The organism is Acinetobacter genomosp. 33YU (genome assembly GCF_001990725.1).
GTDB classification, from domain to species: Bacteria; Pseudomonadota; Gammaproteobacteria; order Pseudomonadales; family Moraxellaceae; genus Acinetobacter; species Acinetobacter seifertii.
Window position 1 is genome coordinate 278,778 of record NZ_LFZQ01000009.1, and the last position, 19,219, is coordinate 297,996.

The following is a 19,219-nucleotide window of genomic DNA, read 5'->3' on the forward strand; positions in this document are numbered from 1 at the left end:
TTTATAAGAGTTATGCTTAAATGGCTACCTCTTTACCAAACAACTGCGTTAAATCACGTCGTGCAGCATCATCAAGAGTCTGTTTATCGACTTTAATATAAGCAACCTGCTGGTCAGGCATCACCACAACTTCTTCAATACCACGAATTGCCAATAGTTGTGTGGTCCACTCATTCACCTGTTGCACTTGCGGTAATGGCAACACAATAGATGACAGATACCGCGGCTGAGCTAAACCAAAACTAATTAGCAGCCATATTATAGCAATCCCTGCTAAGACACTCCATCCAATCGCAGTATTATGTAACATCAATAATTGACCACCTAGCGTGCCACCAAAGAAAGCACCTAAGAACTGGCTACTGGCATTTACACCCATAGCGGTAGCTTTCGACTGAATTGGAGCAGACTTTGATAACCAAGATGGTAATAATGCTTCCATCACATTAAAGGCAATAAAGAAAATACCTAAGCCTGCGAGCAAGACATATTTAGACTGATAACCAAATATGAGAAGCAGCAACCCCACAATAATGCCTGTAATTGCCGTTAAGAAAATGCCGCGCATTTTGCGATATTTTTCAGCGATGATAATGCTTGGAAATGCAAAAAATAAACTAATCACCAACAGTGGCAAATACACCAAGCCGTGGCTCGCAAGAGGAATATGCGCAAACTCGATCAGCTGTGAAGGCACATAAATAAACATGGCTGTCAGCAATAAATGCAATGCAAAAACCGAAACGTGTAAACGGTTTAAATCACCCATTTGAATGACTTGCTTAAGCTGCGCCATATAGCCTTGCTGATAATTACGATGATGGCGGGTCACTTTAGGTACAAGCAATAGCATCGAAATCGCGATTAAACCCATAATGGTCGTGACAAAGAATAGACCAGAAATACCGACAAGACTTGTGAGCCAAGGCCCAAGGCTAAACGCGACTACAAAAGATAAACCAATACTCATGCCCATAGCAGCCATGGCTTTAGTACGCTGCTCTTCACGCGTCACATCAGCTAAAAGTGCCATGACCACTGCCGAAACCGCGCCAGCACCAGCGATGGCACGGCCAATAATGACGCCATAAATCGTGTCAGATAAACCCGCAATTGCACCACCAATAGCAAACAGCAATAAGCCAAAGACTACAAGCGGTTTACGGCTAAAACGGTCAGCCAGCAAGCTAAATGGAATTTGTAAAATCGCCTGACTTAGACCATATACACCTACAGCCAAACCAATAAGTGCCGGAGTCGCATATTGATATGACTGCCCGACTACAGAGAAGACAGGAATAATCATGAACAAACCCAACATGCGTAGCGCAAAAATACTACTTAAAGCAAAAGTTGAGCGGCGTTCCAAAGCATTCATCATATCAATACACGTTATCAAACTAGGCAAATTATAAGCCGATTCGTTTCTAAAAATACGGGAGAGATGATTTAAAATAACGATTTCGGCTTAAAAAAATAAAGAGGCATTTAGCCTCTTTATAATATCGAACTTTACTGAAAATTAGCTTAAGGCGACTCTTGCTCGCGCTTGGTATATTGAATTGAAGCAATGACAGCCCACACAATAAACGCTACACCAATTAACCCTGTGACCACTTCAGGTACATGCACACCCGTACCGCTTGCAATCATAATGAACGCTAAAGCACCAATTGCATAATGTGCACCATGTTCCAAGAACACGTAAGCATCTAGCGTACCTTTTTCAACAAGATAAACAGTCATTGAACGAACAAAAATAGCACCAATCGCAAGACCTAGCATAATCACAACAACATCGCTGGTAATTGCAAATGCACCAATTACACCGTCAAAACTAAATGATGCATCTAATACTTCAAGATATAAGAAACCGCCTAAACCAGCTTTAACCACACCAGACGCAGCACCCGAGCCATCTTGTAATACAGCATTACCATTTTCATCAATTTCAGGCTCACCACCTAGCAAGTGACTTAATACTTCAACGCCAATATAAACCACAATGCCCCAAATACCGGCCATGGTCACGGCTAAACGTTGATGATCATCTACATAACCTGCCATCACAATTAAAGCGATTAAAGCAAGGAATACTGACATTGCTGGTACGCTAGCCAAACTCGTAAGTTTAGATTCAAGCCATCTAAACCAATGCGTTTCTTTTCCATCATCGAAGAAGAAGTTTAGGAAAACCAACAACAGGAATGTTCCACCAAAAGCTGAAATTTCAGCGTGGTGCGCCATTAAGCGCTCAGAATAAGTTTTCGGATCATTGAGTGCCAGTTTTGCAACTTCAATTACCCCCATATCTGCGGTTACTGCAACAATCACAACAGGGAAAATCAAACGCATACCAAAAACGGCGATTAAAATACCCACCGTTAAAAAGATCATTTTCCAGAACGGATCCCAATTACGCAAAACCGATGCATTCACGACAGCATTGTCAAAAGATAAAGAAACCTCCATTACAGCTAAAATTGCGGTAATGGTTAAAGCTTTAAGCATGGTAGACACGCCAGCTTCAGGCCCATGGGTAAAACCCCAATACGCGGATAGTGCTAAACACACCACCGTAAAAAATATCGAAAATCGGAAATGCTTCATGGATCAGACCTATACCAAGAACTAAATTTAATCTTTCTTAAAACCGCGGTTATTATATCGATAATTAATCACAAAACGATGTTGTTTTGTGCCGTTATTCTCTTTACTTTATCCCTCTGTTTAATAAAGAAATTTATAATTTTTAATTAACTGGTTAATCGTATTAAATATTTTCTTGCGATATATCTATTATTATTATTTTTGTATTTTAAAATTGATTTAAAATCTGGTTCAGCTGTCTTATTTTAAATGGAATGAATTTATGCTTTTTTCTCAAGAACTCTGGCAACGTAATTTAAATTTATATCAAAAAATTCTCGACCTGCCTTTTAATCAGGAACTTGCTAGCGGTACTTTAGATAAAGAAGCATTTTGTCATTATGTTATTCAAGATGCTCAATACTTAGTGGCGTATGGGCGTGTACTTGCTGTTGCAGCAGCCAAAGCATTTGATGCTGAAGATATTATGCAGTTCTCAGATGCCGCAAAAATTGCAATTGTGGTTGAACGTAGCTTGCATGATGACTTCATGAAAAACTTTGGCGTAAGCAAAGAAGAATTTCAAAATACACCATTAACCTTGGCAGGCCATCATTACACTTCATTTTTAACCGCAACGGCTTGGTCAGAGAGCTACCCTGTTGTACTTGCTGCACTTTTACCTTGTTTCTGGATTTACGCTGAAGTTGGTAAAGATATTGTAAGCAAATCAGTTGCTAATAATCCTTACCAAGCATGGGTTGATACCTATGCTGGCGAAGAGTTCCATACGGCTGTTCGTAATGTGATTGCAACCGTAGATAAAGTCGCAGCACGTTGTGATGCAGACACACTAGAAAAAATGCATGCCGCCTACACAATGGGTGCAAAACTTGAGTGGTTATTTTGGGACAGTGCTTACCATCAAAGACAATGGTTAGGTTTAGACCATATTTAAAACTTTAAAAGAATCGATCAGATTGTTCATAGCTGATCGATTCTTAATAAAATGCGAGACAGATATGTATATCGGCGAATTAGCATCTTTAACTGGAGCCACTCCTAAAGCCATTCGGCATTATGAGAAATTAGGCTTGCTACCAGTCGCAAAAAGAAAAGGCAATTATCGTATTTATGAAGAGATTGATGTCAAATCAGTTAAGATGATCCGCCTTGCACAAGCAGTAGGATTTAGCCTTTCTGAGCTATATGAGTTGTCAGCTTTAAAATATAAAAATAATCGCTTTCCGGTAGAAATTGCGCAGCAGCTTATTCAAAAAAAGAATCAACAAATTATTGAACAAAAAGAAGTATTAAATCGTTTGCAACTAGATTTAAAACAACTGGAAGATGAGATTATTGAAACTTATATTACCAGTAAAATTTCTGCTTAAAATGATGCATAAAATCTAAAAATAGCTTTTGAATTTAGCGCTTGACTCTGTCCTTAGGGACAAGGTTTATCGTAAGGACTTCATGTATTACGGATAAATAAAATGAGCGCTCATCTTTCTACATTTAAAAATTCAACAGCATTAATAACAGGAGCATCTTCAGGAATAGGTAAAGCGTATGCTAAAAAAATTTCATCTTTAGGAATCCACCTGATTTTAACGGCACGCTCCGAACAAAAACTAAATGATTTAGCCGATGAACTGAGAAAAAAGTATAGTGTAAATGTTGAGGTGATTGTTTTAGATTTAGCTCAACCCAATTCAGCTCAGACCTTATTTAATGAAGTACAGGCAAGAAAATTATCGGTAGAAATTTTAATTAATAACGCAGGATTTGGAAAATGGACCAAGTTCCTTGATCAATCGCTTTCTACCTATCAAGAAATGATTACACTTAACATCAGCAGCGTAACGTCTTTATGTTATCTGTTTTTGCCACATATGCTTTCGAACAAAAAAGGCATCATGATTAATATTTCGTCAACAGGTGCCTTCCAACCTCTCCCTTATATTGCTGTTTATGGCGCAACTAAATCTTATGTTTTACAGTTTACTGAAGCACTTGCAGGGGAATATGGCACTTCGGGTGTTAAGTTTATCGCTGTTTGCCCAGGCAATACCGAAACCAATTTTACTCAGGTCGCAAATGCTGATACCAGTGGAATGAAAAGCTCTACGGTAGATGATGTTGTCTCTGCTACAGTTCGAGCGTTAGATAAAAATAAAGCAACGGTTGTAGTGGGGTGTAGCAATTATTTAACGTCTCAATTGCCACGAATTCTTTCCCGCAAAAAAATGATTAATTTAGTTGAAGGCATGCTCAGAACACGTGTTCTTGAGCAGTCATAAAAAATACTTCAATTTAAAAGATTAAGGGATTTCTCTTAATCTTTTAATGTTGAAATAGCTGCCAGCCATAAATTAAACCTGCCGCAGCCACTACCCAACAAAGGGTTGCCAACCCTAGACACGACCACATCGACATGCGTGTTGCGAGCATATAAACAGCCACTAAATAAATGGCATAAGGAATAAGTGACCATAGACCAAACAGAGCCGTTTTTTGTAATGCCTCGGCCCCTTTTTGCTGATAGACAATCACATGAGCAATCAAAGCAAAGGTAGGAAAAAGCGGAACCAAACCTGCAATATAAAATGCCTTACTTTTCGATAAAATCGAAATAATGAGGACAACCCCAGCCCCCAACATACATTTTAAAAATAACGCCCACATGCTCTGATCTTATCTGGCCATTTCCATATTAAAACGCTGTATTGTGCGCTTTTTAAAGAAAATTAACAGCGACTAAAGCAATCAAAGCTGGAACTGCCTGAATATAAATAATCTTTTTACTGGCAGTTAGACCACCATAAATACCTGCAATCAGTACACAACCTAAAAAGAAGTTGGCAATTGATGTGGCAAACGGCGCATCAGCCAATAAAGACCAAAATAAACCCGCAGCTAAAAAGCCATTATAAAGCCCTTGATTTTGTGCCATGACTTTAGTGAGTTTTGCTTTTTCAGCATTATTTCCAAAGGCTTTCATGCCATAAGGTTTGTCCCACAAAAACATTTCTAACACTAAAATATAGACATGTAATATGGCTATAAGCGCAATCAATATTTGTCCGATCATACGGTTTTCCTTTTTATTTTAAAGATATGAAAAAAAGATCAGTCTCTCGACTGATCTTTTAGTGTGTTACGGTTTTAACAATACTTTGCCTTGTCGAGCACCTTGCGTTGCTCTTTGGGCAGCTGTTTTAATCTCATCAAAACTAAACACGCCTTCTACAGGCAAGATTAATTTTTTCTGAGTCGCTAGTGTTAGCAGCTCAACAATCAGTTCCTTTTTACGTTCTGCTGGCATTTCTTTGTTAACCACACTTGCCCAGAAACCTTTTACTGTCGCTTGTTTGAAAATCAAATCGCCCGATGAAATCTGCATGGTTTCACCAGTCATACTGCCAAACGAAACGAGTAGGCTATTTTCACTGAGTAAATTCAGCATTTCACCACTTGCGCTGCCACCAATCGAGTCCACACCAGCAATCAGCGGTTGGTCACCGTGAAGTTGCTTAACCTGCTCTTTCCAATTCGGCTGATCAGTCGCAACAACATGTTGAATACCTAATGCTTGCATCTCAGCAATTGCATCAGTACGACGAACCAGATTAATCACTGGTAAACCACGCGCCTGCGCAATCATCGCAACTGTTTTACCGACTGCACCATTTGCCGTGTTTTGAATTAACCATTGACCCGGTTGAACATTTACAAAGTCTAAAAGCATAAGGGCACTAATTGGCATACCTATCAGCTGCGCTGCTGTTTCATCATCAATTTCATTATTGAGTGGAATAAGGCCTTGAGCTGGTGCAACAAAGTATTCAGCCCAACTCCCATGTACAGCCGCAACTGCAATACGCTGCCCTATTTGTACATGAGTAACACCTTCACCCAAGGCATCAACAATACCAACACCTTCACTACCACCAATCGCAGGTAAGGTCGGCTTATAGCCATAGCTTCCACGTACTGTCCACACATCATGATTATGAATTGGAGACATGATGGTTTTAATACGCACTTCGCCTGCTTTTGGTTCTGGCTTTGGCATATCCGCCTGCTCTAAAACGTCTACAGGTTCGCCAAAATTACGATGGATAATACTTCGCATGCTTTATTCCTCTATCGGTTTTAAGAGTTGTTGGGTGGTTTCTAAGGCTAGGTGTAAATGTGCTTTGTCTTGCGACAATTTTGTGAGTAAAGCAGCACCTAACCATAACTGATACATGACTTGCGCAGTTTTTAAAGGCTCAATGTGTTTTGGAATTGACCCTTCTTGTTGCCCCTCTTTGAGTAGCAAAGCCAAACGTTGCGTCAGTTTGTGCACACCGTCATTCAGAATTTGGCGCATATCTTCTGATAAGTCAGAAACCTCTGCTGCCAGTTTCACAATTAGACAATTTTCAGCCCAACTACCGTTTACCGGATCATCAATCCATGCCTGCCATAAGGCCATTAACCGCGCATGGGCACTTTGCTCACTGTGTTGCCAAAGTTGTTCTACTCTAACTTTATAGTCAGCCATGTATTGCTCTAGCAAGGCACAACCAAATGCCTCTTTCGAAGCAAAGTAGTGATAGAACGAACCTTTAGGTACGTCACAAGCTTTTAAAATTTCTTGCAAACCGACACCGACAAAACCTTTGTGTAATACCAGCTCAAAGCTGGTATCTAAAATGTGTTGTCGCGTGCTTTCGCTTTTGTTTAATCGTTTCATGCATGTACCATACTCCACTAATAGACCAGTCGTCTAGTTAAATTGTGTTACGCGTTAAAATTTTGTTGAGAGTAGAAATGTAGAACGAGGAGTGTTAAAAATACAATCTGCTTATTTAAACAAATTTTGTCGATTGTCGTTTAACCGTCACAATTTGTCGCTTTAAATCATTTTGTAGCACTTGAACAATTTTAAATCGTTATCATATATAGGGTCTGTTGTTTATAACCAGTCACACCTCCCTGCGGCTGATCAATCGACACCTAAATTTTCATTAATACATAATTGAGATGTTTTATGAGCCAAAGTCATATCCGTATTCGAGGCGCACGTACCCATAACTTAAAAAATGTGTCACTCGATATTCCACGCGATAAATTTGTGGTGATTACGGGGCTATCAGGTTCAGGAAAATCTTCTCTTGCCTTCGATACCTTGTACGCCGAAGGACAGCGCCGTTACGTCGAATCGCTTTCGGCGTATGCCCGCCAGTTTTTATCGCAAATGGAAAAGCCTGAAGTCGACTCGATTGAAGGTTTGTCCCCAGCAATTGCCATTGAGCAAAAATCTACTAGTCATAACCCACGTTCAACGGTGGGTACGATTACCGAAATTTATGACTATTTACGTTTGCTTTATGCACGTGTTGGTACACCATATTGCCCTGAACACGACTTGCCGATGGTTGCGCAAACCGTTTCTGAAATGGTCGATGCGGTAAAAAACCTTGAGGAAGGCACAGCACTCATGTTGCTTGCCCCAGTGGTTCGTGAACGTAAAGGTGAATACAGTAACCTGTTCGAACAACTACAAGGTCAAGGTTTTGTTCGCGCGCGCGTAGATGGTGAAATCATTGATATTGATACACCACCAGAACTCGATAAAAAGAAAAAGCACACCATCGAAGTTGTGGTTGACCGTTTTAAAGTGCGTGATGACTTAGGCAACCGTATTGCTGAATCATTTGAAACCGCACTGCGTTTAGGTGGCGATATTGCTGTTTTATCATGGATGAATGGCGAACATCCTGATCGTGTTTTTTCTGCGAAGCATTCATGCCCTGAATGTGATCGCGCAGTCGCAGAGCTTGAGCCACGTTTGTTTTCATTTAACAACCCGTTCGGTGCCTGCCCTGTTTGTGATGGCTTAGGTACACGTAGCCACTTCAGTTCTGAAAAGCTCATTCCAAATCCTGATCTTGCAATCAGTGAAGGCGCTATTCGTGGATGGGATCGTCAACGTCCATATTATTATTCAATGCTACAAAAAGTTGCCGACCATTTTGGTTTTCAACTTGATACACCTTGGAACCAGTTAGATAAAGACACTCAAAAGAAATTCTTACAAGGCACTGGCAAAGAAAAAATCGATTTAAGCTATATCGATGAACGCGGTCGTAAACATAATCGCGTGCAACCTTTTGAAGGGATTTTGCCGCACCTTGAACGTCGTTACCGTGAAACTGAAAGTAACTATGTACGTGATGATTTAGCTCAATATCTCTCTAATGCAGCGTGTGATGCATGTGATGGCTCACGTCTAAATGAAATTTCACGCCATGTTCGTGTAAAAGACAAAACTATTGCTGACATTACCCGCATGTCGATTGGTGATGCCGAAAGTTACTATCAAGATTTAAACCTTGAAGGTGCTAAAGGTGAAATTGCCGATAAAATCTTTAAAGAGATTCGTGAACGTTTACATTTCTTGGTAAGTGTTGGACTTAACTATTTAAGTTTAGCTCGTTCTGCCGAAACATTATCGGGTGGTGAAGCACAGCGTATCCGTTTAGCCTCACAAATTGGTGCAGGTTTAATGGGTGTCATGTATGTACTTGATGAACCGTCTATTGGTTTGCATCAACGTGATAACGATCGTTTATTACAAACCCTGATTCGCTTACGTGATTTAGGTAATACGGTATTAGTTGTTGAACACGATGAAGACGCCATTCGTGCAGCCGACCATATTATTGATATCGGGCCGGGTGCGGGTGTACATGGCGGTGTGATTATTGCTGAAGGAACTTATGATGAATTGGCTGAACATGCCGACTCACTCACAGGACAATACCTATCTGGCAAACTCAAAATTGAAGTACCCAAAAAGCGTACTGAATCACCACGTCCAGATGAATTCATCAAACTTTCAGGTGCAGCAGGCCACAACTTAAAAAATGTCGATTTAACCATTCCACTTGGCATTATGACCTGTGTGACTGGTGTTTCAGGTTCGGGTAAATCAACACTAATCAACCGTACTTTGCTTCCATTGGCTGCAACACAGCTCAACGGTGCAACGACTTTAACGGCTGAAAAGTTCGACTCAATTGATGGTCTACAACATCTAGATAAAGTCGTTGATATTGACCAAAGCCCGATTGGACGTACGCCACGTTCTAACCCTGCAACATATACAGGGTTATTTACACCAATCCGTGAGTTATTTGCTCAAACGCCAGAAGCGAAAGCTCGTGGTTACAGTGCAGGTCGTTTCTCATTTAACGTGAAAGGCGGACGCTGTGAAGCCTGTGAAGGCGACGGCATGATTAAGGTCGCAATGCACTTCTTACCAGATATGTATGTACCTTGCGATGCCTGTCATGGCAAACGTTATAACCGTGAAACACTTGAAGTCGGCTATAAAGGCAAAAACATTTCTGACGTTTTAGAAATGACCGTTGAAGATGCTGCTGAGTTCTTTAGTGCCATTCCAGTCATCCACCGTCGCTTAGAAACCTTAACTCAGGTGGGCTTAGGCTATATTCGTTTAGGTCAGGCTGCAACTACACTTTCTGGTGGTGAAGCGCAACGTGTGAAACTTGCACGTGAGTTAGCAAAACGAGATACGGGCAAAACTTTATATATCTTGGATGAACCAACAACAGGTCTACATTTCCATGATATTGCCAAGTTGCTCGATATTTTGCATGAGCTACGTAACAAGGGTAATACCATTGTGGTGATTGAACATAACCTTGATGTGATTAAAACAGCGGACTGGGTTGTCGACTTAGGTCCTGAAGGCGGCTCAGGTGGCGGTATGATCATTGCCGAAGGTACACCTGAACAAGTGGCTGAGGTTGAGATTTCCCATACGGGTCGTTTCTTAAAACCGATGTTGAAATAAGAAATTTAAAAAAGCTGGAAATTAGTTTCCGGCTTTTTTACCCCTCTACGACATTTCGGCCCCGAGCTTTAGCTCTTAAAAGTGAACGGTCTGCTTTTTCTAATAGCTCCATCCAGCTTGTCGCTCCAATCGCAAAACCGATACTGACAGAGATATGCAATTTTTCATCTGAGCCAGATAAATCAATTCCTTCTAAAGAAATTGCAATACGAATTTTCTCTGCCAATAGACGCGCATCTAAAAACGGTATCTGCTCTAACAAGATTAAGAACTCATCACCACCATAACGAACAATTAAATCTGAAGCACGCACATTCGCTTTTAACTGATCTGCAATACGGCTAATGACTTGATCACCCACAATATGACCATATTGATCATTCACATCTTTAAAGCGATCTATATCAATAATCATCAAACAGGTTTTTGAAAATTTATTTGGATAACTCTCAACAATTTTTAAATATTCTGCTAGAGCCAAACGATTAGATACACCAGTTAAAGGATCTGTATTGGCTATATTTTTAAGTTGAAATTCAAATGCATCTCTTTGCTTGAGCATTTTTTGCAAACGATCAATTGCCTCAAACAGTGAAATAAACTCACCCTTTTTAGAATTCAAATCATCTACTGGATAGTCTGTACTCTGAGACAACTCAAGAATTAAAGTACGCGCTTGAATAAGAGGTTCAAAGACTCTTCTCTTTGCATAAATTAAAGTGAGTAAAGCAGCTGCTAAAGATATGCTAGAAATAAGTAAAGTCAGAAAGAATTTCTTTTTTGCTAAGTATTTCTCTTGAACTGCAATTGAGACACTCTTGTTAAGTAGAAACTTTTGTAAATCAATAACAGTGGTAAATTTACCAACAATATGGTCGGTAAGTTGATTAGCTGTTAAGTGATAAGCCTCTTTTTTTTGGCTTTCATCTAAAAGCTGACCAACAATAGGTACGCCTTTATCCAAAAACTCAGTTTTAACTCTTGAATAAAGCCGATGATATTCTTGAGTCTTGGCCTGTTCAGACTGTAATGTGTCTACAAGCGCCCATAAATATCGCGCCTGTTGTTGAGTCTGCAAAGAACGGGCCCGATTGTCATTGGGAATCGTTTCTTTAAAAGTAATGGGTGCAATAACATTGGATGCAGTGCGACCAGCCTGATCACGCATATCGGTTAATACAACAATCAAAGTAAAATAGTTATTAATTTGGCTGTCTTTACTTTTTAACTGCAACATCAGCTTTTGCAACACATCTCGGCAGCTATCCCAAGCACCAAACATCGCTAAAATTGCATTATCAAGCTTTTCTGAAGTTCTCGCCTGCTTGGGTGTAGCAACATAATCATCTACAACTGTACGTGCGCGCTTTAAGTCACTCTTAAATTTAGTATTTAAAATATCAGCTAAATCCGAATAGCCCTCTTCTCTTAAAACTCGGATCGTTTCATCAATTTGTTGATCAACACTAAGACGATATTGTTTTAAATTCTTTTGGTTTTTTAGAAAGTCAGCAGAGTTACTCGACATTAATTTATTTGCTGGTGCACGTTCTTTTGATACTTTATTTGCAACTTCAGCAATTAATTTTAAGCTTTTGATTTCAATCAAAGCTTGTTTGGTTTTTAAATATTCTTGATAGCTACTGACAATAAGAGGCACAGCCATAAACAGTAACGACAGAATAATGACCAACATAAAGAAAAATAGTCGATTACTGATATGTTCTGAACGTAATCCTGACATTTCTAGTTGGTACTCCGTAAATGTCCTACCATAATCACTGCTATAGAATGAAGTAAGTAATGCGCATCCTAGCACTTTACTGAACAGAAGTTCAGCAACAAAGCTCAGGTAATATGATTAAGGGCGTCATCTTTACATTTCATAAAATATTTCATCGAATATGTAAATGATGGAATGACTATATTAAATCTCTATTTTACAAATACAGTAAGCTTCATAATTCTATAAAATCCTGCTTTTGTTGTTAAATGGCTCTCCAAACATCAGAAACCCAACATTAAATTGGATTTATTTTTATACAAAGAAAAAACGATAAATTTCATGTAATTTTTTTTACAAATATTAATGTTTTCTTATAGATAAAAAAAAGCTCAACCTTGGGGAAAGCTGAGCTCGTAAAGTCTGATGTGATACCACATCGTATCTGGTAAAGTTTTACTAACTTTAAAAATGTTAGGTAGTAAACTTTGCAATTGAATTGTGTGACTTATCTCTAATTTTGTAAAGTTGATTAAATTGATCAGAATTAATTTTTTAATCGTTTTTTTGATTTAAAAACGTATTTTTTTTGCCTTATTCAATTATATAATAATTCAAAATAGATAGATTATTTAGATAAACTTATTAGAATAGTGTTAACCATTACTCAAAATTTATAAAAACTGAAACAAGAACAATATTTGAATGGTTATTTAATAAACAAATCGACACATTAGTTAACGTTAAAACCGATTAATAAAATCATTTTTTCCAATTATAAATGTAATTATTTTTAAATCATTTGATGCTAATTCCATATGAATCTTAAGGTTTAGCTTCTTGTTAATGTTCATTTTTTTATCAGGTTGACATTAAGTACTTTAATTGATGCTTTCTTAACCATTTTTAACATAAGTGTCAAATTTCCTTAACATTACGTTTCATCTATTATTGACTTCATAAATTGTTACAATACAATGACCTCAGCTTTATCTCTTGTTAACGCTGGAAATGATTATGAAAAAACTTGGTTTAGCCACTGCTGTATTATTAGCCATGACCGGTGCTCATGCTTATCAATTTGAAGTTCAAGGTCAATCTGAATACGTTGATACAACTGCAAACGATAAAAACTTCACTGGTACTGCTCAAGGTACTTATTACTTAAAAAATGTTGATGCTTCTAAAGGTCCTTTAGCTGAAGCAGCTTTCTTAAATCAAGCATCTAACGTTTCTGTTGCTTATAACTATATCAAATACGATGAGAAAGACACTGTAAACGTTGAATCTCACACTTATGGTATTAAAGGTGAAGCATACGTTCCAACTCCTTACGTACCTGTTTATGCTAGCGCATCTTACAACCACACTATCAATGACTTTAAAGATGGCGTAAGTGATGACAATGGTGATCGTTATGCATTAGAAGCTGGTGCAATGTTGTTACCTAACTTCTTAGTTGCTGTTGGTTATACAAGTGTTGCTGACCAAATTTCTTTAGATGCTTTCGGTGTTAATAAATACGGAATCGCTAAAGCTGTTGGTGAATCAGTTGCTATTGATGAAAAACAAGATGCAGTAACTGCACGTACTAAATATGTTGGAAACATTGATGGTACTAACATGGCGATTGGCTTTGAAGCATTTGCTTTATTTGCTGAAGACAATGCCTACGGTATGAAAACTGATCTTTTCCTAACTCCTAAGTTAAGCGTTGGTGCATCTTTTGCTGATGTATCTGCATTTAATTCTGGTTACGACCATGTTTGGGGTGGTCATACTCAATACTTCATCACTCCTGCTATAGCAGTTGGTGCTGATTTCGTTAAAGCAAATGCGAAAGATGGCAACCCACGTGATACACAAACTATCGGCTTAAATGCTAAATTCCGTTTCTAATTTAATTTAGAAATTGAATTAAAAAAAAGGACTCAATTGAGTCCTTTTTTTATGGTTGTTAACTTCGTACGATATTTAAGAAATGTAAGTGACGCTCATACTGGTCAATAATATCCTGAATCAAATCCTCTTGCGTCCAGTCCATTACATCATAGTTTTGTCCGCCCTCTCTCAAGAACACCTCGGCTTGGAAATATTGCTCGTCTTCAGCTTCAGTACGCCCAATTAAAAAACTTGGTGGCACTGTTTCACGTGAAACAACTTTATAAATAAAATTAATCTCATGATGGTGATCGACTCGAAGTTGCATACCATCCTCAACTTCACTAATCGAAACCTCAAGGTGACGACGCTTAAACTCATGCTTAATATTTTCAAAAGCACTATAAACTTGCTTTTCAATATATTGCTTCACCTCTTCTTCACTATGTGGATAGTGCATGATTAGGCCTAAACGTTGCTGCCAACTTCTCGGATTATGAATTGCACGTGGGGTAATTCTAGCTTCCTGAATTGCTTGCATTTTCGTGACATCAAGATGCAAAGCTTTTATTAGTCCCCAGCTCATTAAAAGCATGACCACAGTAAATGGTAATGCACTCATAATGATTGAAGACTGCAATGCAGCAAGTCCACCTGCTAAAAGTAAAATAATAGCCAGCACTGCCATGAGTACTGTCCAAAACAAACGTTGCCACGTCGGTGAGTTATCAGTTTTTGCTGTTAAGTAATCAGTAACCAGCGCACCAGAGTCAGCCGAAGTCACAAAGAAAAGAATAACTAATATTGTTGCAATAACATTCATGACACCAGACCAAGGTAAGTGTCCTAAAAATTCAAATAATGCAACTGAAGAGTCTTGCTGAACAGCCTGAATGAGAGTGGTTTGATGTTCCTGAATAATACTAAATAATGCAGCATTTCCTAAAAAACCCATCCAGATAATGGTAAAACCGGTCGGAATAAGTAGAACACCCACAATAAATTCACGGATAGTACGTCCACGTGAAACCCTTGCGATAAACATACCCACAAATGGTGACCATGAAATCCACCAAGCCCAATATAAAATAGTCCATCCCCCAATCCATCCATTTGGCTGATAAGCATATAAATTGAATGTCATGGTAAATAGGTTAGAAATATACTGGCCCGTGTTTTGAATAGTAGTTTGCAGTAAATAAATACTAGGCCCGGCGATAAAAACAAATACTAATAAGATTAAGGCTAAAACTAGGTTTAGCTCTGATAAACGTTTGACTCCTTTATCAAGTCCTAAGAACACAGATAATGAAGCTAAAATACTCACAAAAATAATGAGCAAAACTTGAATATGAGTGCTTTGCTCTATACCGAGTAAATAATGTAAACCAGAGTTAATTTGAGTAACACCAAAACCCAGAGAAGTCGCTACACCAAATACAGTACCAATGGTCGCAAAGATATCAATGCTGTCACCCCAAGGCCCATAAATCTTTTTACCAATGAGTGGATAAAGAGCAGAACGGGTCTTTAGGGGTAAATTATGACGATAAGCAAAATATGCTAATGCTAAACCAACCACTGCATAAATTGCCCACGCATGTAAGCCCCAGTGGAAAAAAGTCACACGTAAGGCTTGCTGGGCTGCATCAATGGTCTGTGCATCTCCACTTGGTGGATTGACATAATGCATGACAGGTTCAGCAACACCGAAAAACATTAAGCCAATACCCATACCCGCAGTAAACAGCATGGCAAACCATGAACCGTTACTATATTCAGGCTGGCTATGGTCAGGCCCTAATTTAATTCGTCCAATCGAAGAACAGGCAATATAAATGAGCAGAATAAGAAAGAAAGCAACCGATAAAACATAAAACCAGCTAAATGAATCAGTGATCCACTGTTTTAAATGCTGCGTTAGAAGTTCGAAAGAACTCGGAGCAATCACAACTACTGCCAAGAACAAAGCAATAATGATGACCGTACCCAAAAAGACATTGGGATTAACATTTGCGAACCAACTCGTTTGTTTGGAAGGCATAAATCCTCCATGTTATTTTTAATGAAAATGACAGGCATAAAGCCAATAAAGACATTCAGGAATGAATAAAGCTATATCTTTCAATAGAGAAAGCTGATAATACTTTAAATAAACTTAAAGAATATTGCAGTTACAAAGGTGTAAATAAATTGAAACACCTCCTTCTTTATTTATCAGCATTCTTTTTGGGTGCATGTGAGATGTACTGTAATGCAATTAAACGCGTAACGATAAGTGCTAGATACATCACCCCACAAAACATTTGTAGCATTGCTAAAACACGTGCTGGTGGACTAAGAGGCATTAGGTCGGACAGCCCTGTTGCTGACTGCAAACTAAAGCTTAAAAACAATAAATCTAGCCAGGTTTGTATGTGATGAACATGGTTTGGATTTTGAAAGCTATTGGGAATTAATAGCTGACAAATGTTGTATAAAAACGCAAAACCCCAAGCAATTAATGTAAAAACAGCTGCGGCTGCAAACAGTTCATCTCGTGTTAAATATCGGTCGGCAAACATATAACGAAATAAACCATAAGCTGCCGAAAAATAAGCTAAAGCTTCACAAGTATGGGCAAAAATTTGGATCGTTAAATTGCCATAGCCTAATAAAATAAATGCTGAAGATAGAATTGCTCCACTTACAAATGTGAGACCTAAAAATGTAAACATCGGAGTTTGACGAATAACCTTAGCAATAATAAGTAAAGCGAGAACTCCCAATGCCCAAGTGAAGGTTCTATATACCTCATTATCAAAAGTCAGCATGGCCAAAATAAGTAAAATGAATTGCACAAACAGCAACCATGCCGAAGGCAGCAATCGAAAGCTTGCCCAGAACTCGATGATAGATCGCATTTAATTATTTTCCGTTTTTTCGTTATGTTTTGAATTATAGAAAATCATACTGTACAAAAAATAGGATAAACAAGTTGTTCTTTATTAAGGAGCTTCTTATTAATAATTATATGGGAGAAACAAAAAAAGCCCCGCAGGGCTTTTTATGAAATATTTAATACGTTTTGATTTTAGTGATCTGATGCACCAGAAGCACCAATACCTGTCATTGAACGTACATATTGTGCATCGAAAGCAGCGCGTTCTTTTTTCGCACGTGCTGAGTTATCAGTCACGGAGAAGAACCAGCAGCAAAGGAATGACAATGGCATAGCAAATAACGCAGGACCGTTGAATGGGTTGATTGGTGTATCAGAGATTTTTAACGTATCTACCCAAACTGCTTTAGATAAGATAATCAGTACAACTGCGGTTACCAAACCAACCACCCCACCGATAACTGCTCCACGAGTAGTCAAACCTTTCCAGAACATTGAAAGAACAAGTACCGGGAAGTTTGCACAACACGCTACAGAGAACGCTAAGCCCACCATGAACGCTACGTTTTGCTTTTCAAACAAGATACCCAAAATCATGGCAAAGATTGCTAAACCAAGTGTTGCAATTTTTGACATACGGAGTTCAGAAGCTGGAGTCGTTTGACCTTTCTTAAATACGTTAGCGTATAAGTCGTGAGAAATTGCAGATGCACCTGAAAGTGTTAAACCAGCAACAACAGCAAGAATCGTTGCAAACGCTACCGCTGAAATGAAGCCCATGAATAAGTCACCGCCTAAAGCGTCACTTAAATGCACGGCTGCCATGTTGTTACCACCAACAAGCTCAAGCTTGCCTGTCATAGCCATTTTTGCAACATCAAGGAACTGTGGGTTGTTTGATACAAACAGGATCGCACCAAAACCAATAATGAAAGTTAAAAGATAGAAGTAACCAATGAAACCTGTTGCAACCACAACCGACTTACGCGCTTCTTTTGCATCTTTTACGGTGAAGAAACGCATAAGAATATGTGGAAGACCTGCTGTACCAAACATAAGTGCTAAACCAAGAGATAAGGCATCAATTGGGTTTGCTGCAAGTTTACCCGGACCCATAATTTTAGAAGCGTCTTCAAAGCTGATGCTATGAACTTTACTAAAGACTTCAATTGATTGGGTAAACATGTTGCTGAAGCTAAATCCAACTGCTTTCATGACCATAAATGCCATGAAGGTCGCACCGCTCAGTAACATCACTGCTTTAATGATTTGTACCCATGTGGTTGCCAACATGCCACCAAAAATTACGTATGCCATCATTAATAGACCAACGATGACAACCGCAATGTTGTAGTTCAAACCAAATAGCAATTTGATGAGCTGACCTGCACCTACCATTTGCGCAATTAAGTAAAACGCGACCACAACAAGTGAACTCAAAGCAGCTAAAGTACGAACTGGTTTTTCTTCAAGGCGGAATGACACGACATCGGAAAGGTTATATTTACCGAGGTTACGTAAGCGCTCTGCCACCAAGAATAAAACGATTGGCCAACCGACCATAAATCCGAGTGAATAAAGCAAGCCATCAAAACCAGAGCTAAACACCATTGCGGAAATACCAAGGAAAGACGCCGCTGACATATAGTCACCTGCAATCGCCAAACCATTTTGGAAACCACTAATTCCCCCACCCGCAGTATAGAAGTCTTGTGCTGATTGAGTTTGTTTTGCAGCCCATTTAGTAATGAACAGTGTGAAACCAACAAAGATGACAAACATGATAATGGCATGCCAGTTGGTTGCTTGTTGCTCTGCTTCACCTAAGTCTGGGCTTGCCATAGCAACAGTTGAATATAGCGATGCTGCACCCATTAGGGCTTTCGCTTTTAATGAATTCCATTTCATATTAGTGTAGTCCTTTCTCGTGCGTGATGGCTTCAACTTCCTTCAACGCTTCTTCACTCAATTGGTCAAGGGTATTATTTGCGATATAGGAATAGACACCACAGAGTAGGAAAGATAAAACAATAATTCCTAAACCAAGCGGGATACCCCATGTCGTTACACCGCCACTAAAGGAACTCATCAAAAATTCTTTGTTGTAGCCCACAAGCAGCATAAAGCCCACATATAGCACTAACATGATGATTGTGAGCGTCCAGCTTAATGCACTTTTTTTCTTGACCATTTTTTGAAACTTTGGATTGCGTAGAATCTGTTCTACTTGGCTCTGATCCATAACCAAACTCCTTACCTAGTGCCCAACCTT

At 38.9% G+C, this 19,219-nt stretch carries 16 protein-coding genes; 5 read left to right on the forward strand and 11 right to left on the reverse strand.

All coding sequences use genetic code 11. The features are described from left to right. Positions 1–16: 16 nt before the first annotated feature. Positions 17–1,381, reverse strand: a complete 1,365-nt coding sequence (locus tag AC056_RS11700; RefSeq protein ID WP_004705005.1) for an MFS transporter — start codon at positions 1,379–1,381, stop codon at positions 17–19. A gap of 146 nt (positions 1,382–1,527) precedes the next feature. Further along, positions 1,528–2,610 (reverse strand): DUF475 domain-containing protein, encoded by a 1,083-nt coding sequence (locus tag AC056_RS11705; RefSeq protein ID WP_004705003.1) that lies wholly within the window; start codon positions 2,608–2,610, stop codon positions 1,528–1,530. 262 nt (positions 2,611–2,872) lie between these two features. On the opposite strand from AC056_RS11705, the gene tenA reads away from it, so the two are divergent. The 3 genes from tenA (at position 2,873) to AC056_RS11720 (ending at position 4,892) form a co-directional block, all read left to right on the forward strand. Further along, on the forward strand, positions 2,873–3,547 hold the full coding sequence (gene tenA, locus AC056_RS11710; RefSeq protein ID WP_077163693.1) for a thiaminase II: 675 nt from the start codon (positions 2,873–2,875) through the stop codon (positions 3,545–3,547). Between the two features lie 64 nt (positions 3,548–3,611). Beyond that, positions 3,612–3,983 carry a MerR family transcriptional regulator gene (locus tag AC056_RS11715; RefSeq protein ID WP_077163694.1) on the forward strand — a complete coding sequence of 124 codons (372 nt, stop codon included), beginning with the start codon at positions 3,612–3,614 and terminating at the stop codon, positions 3,981–3,983. 102 nt (positions 3,984–4,085) lie between these two features. After that, positions 4,086–4,892: an SDR family NAD(P)-dependent oxidoreductase gene (locus AC056_RS11720; protein WP_077163695.1), complete on the forward strand. Its 807-nt coding sequence runs from the start codon at positions 4,086–4,088 to the stop codon at positions 4,890–4,892. A 43-nt stretch (positions 4,893–4,935) separates the two neighbouring features. On the opposite strand, the gene AC056_RS11725 is transcribed toward AC056_RS11720, so the two are convergent. The 4 genes from AC056_RS11725 to AC056_RS11740 form a co-directional block, all read right to left on the reverse strand. Next, entirely contained in the window at positions 4,936–5,277 is a 342-nt protein-coding gene (locus AC056_RS11725; protein WP_004704995.1) for a GlpM family protein, read from the reverse strand. Between the two features lie 52 nt (positions 5,278–5,329). Continuing rightward, entirely contained in the window at positions 5,330–5,683 is a 354-nt protein-coding gene (locus AC056_RS11730) for a DUF1304 domain-containing protein (protein WP_000580165.1), read from the reverse strand. A 66-nt stretch (positions 5,684–5,749) separates the two neighbouring features. Further along, positions 5,750–6,727, reverse strand: coding sequence for a zinc-binding dehydrogenase (locus AC056_RS11735; protein ID WP_077163696.1), 978 nt, complete (start codon positions 6,725–6,727; stop codon positions 5,750–5,752). 3 nt (positions 6,728–6,730) lie between these two features. Next, positions 6,731–7,333: a TetR/AcrR family transcriptional regulator gene (locus AC056_RS11740; RefSeq protein WP_077163697.1), complete on the reverse strand. Its 603-nt coding sequence runs from the start codon at positions 7,331–7,333 to the stop codon at positions 6,731–6,733. Positions 7,334–7,630: 297 nt separating this feature from the next. Here AC056_RS11740 and uvrA point away from each other — a divergent pair, with 297 nt between their 5' ends. Then, entirely contained in the window at positions 7,631–10,462 is a 2,832-nt protein-coding gene (uvrA, locus tag AC056_RS11745; protein WP_077163698.1) for an excinuclease ABC subunit UvrA, read from the forward strand. Between the two features lie 37 nt (positions 10,463–10,499). Here the strand turns inward: uvrA and AC056_RS11750 are convergent, their stop codons facing one another. After that, positions 10,500–12,206, reverse strand: coding sequence for a GGDEF domain-containing protein (locus AC056_RS11750; protein WP_077163699.1), 1,707 nt, complete (start codon positions 12,204–12,206; stop codon positions 10,500–10,502). Between the two features lie 996 nt (positions 12,207–13,202). Here AC056_RS11750 and omp33-36 point away from each other — a divergent pair. After that, positions 13,203–14,084: a porin Omp33-36 gene (omp33-36, locus tag AC056_RS11755; RefSeq protein ID WP_039251850.1), complete on the forward strand. Its 882-nt coding sequence runs from the start codon at positions 13,203–13,205 to the stop codon at positions 14,082–14,084. Between the two features lie 58 nt (positions 14,085–14,142). Here the strand turns inward: omp33-36 and AC056_RS11760 are convergent, their stop codons facing one another. From AC056_RS11760 to AC056_RS11775, 4 genes are all read right to left on the reverse strand, one after another. After that, positions 14,143–16,110 carry a BCCT family transporter gene (locus tag AC056_RS11760; RefSeq protein WP_077163700.1) on the reverse strand — a complete coding sequence of 656 codons (1,968 nt, stop codon included), beginning with the start codon at positions 16,108–16,110 and terminating at the stop codon, positions 14,143–14,145. Positions 16,111–16,276: 166 nt separating this feature from the next. Then, positions 16,277–16,969, reverse strand: coding sequence for an ion channel (locus tag AC056_RS11765; protein WP_213033489.1), 693 nt, complete (start codon positions 16,967–16,969; stop codon positions 16,277–16,279). Positions 16,970–17,139: 170 nt separating this feature from the next. Further along, positions 17,140–18,855, reverse strand: a complete 1,716-nt coding sequence (locus tag AC056_RS11770; protein ID WP_068935262.1) for a cation acetate symporter — start codon at positions 18,853–18,855, stop codon at positions 17,140–17,142. Between the two features lies 1 nt (position 18,856). Beyond that, positions 18,857–19,189: a DUF485 domain-containing protein gene (locus AC056_RS11775; protein WP_000372818.1), complete on the reverse strand. Its 333-nt coding sequence runs from the start codon at positions 19,187–19,189 to the stop codon at positions 18,857–18,859. Positions 19,190–19,219: the final 30 nt, after the last annotated feature.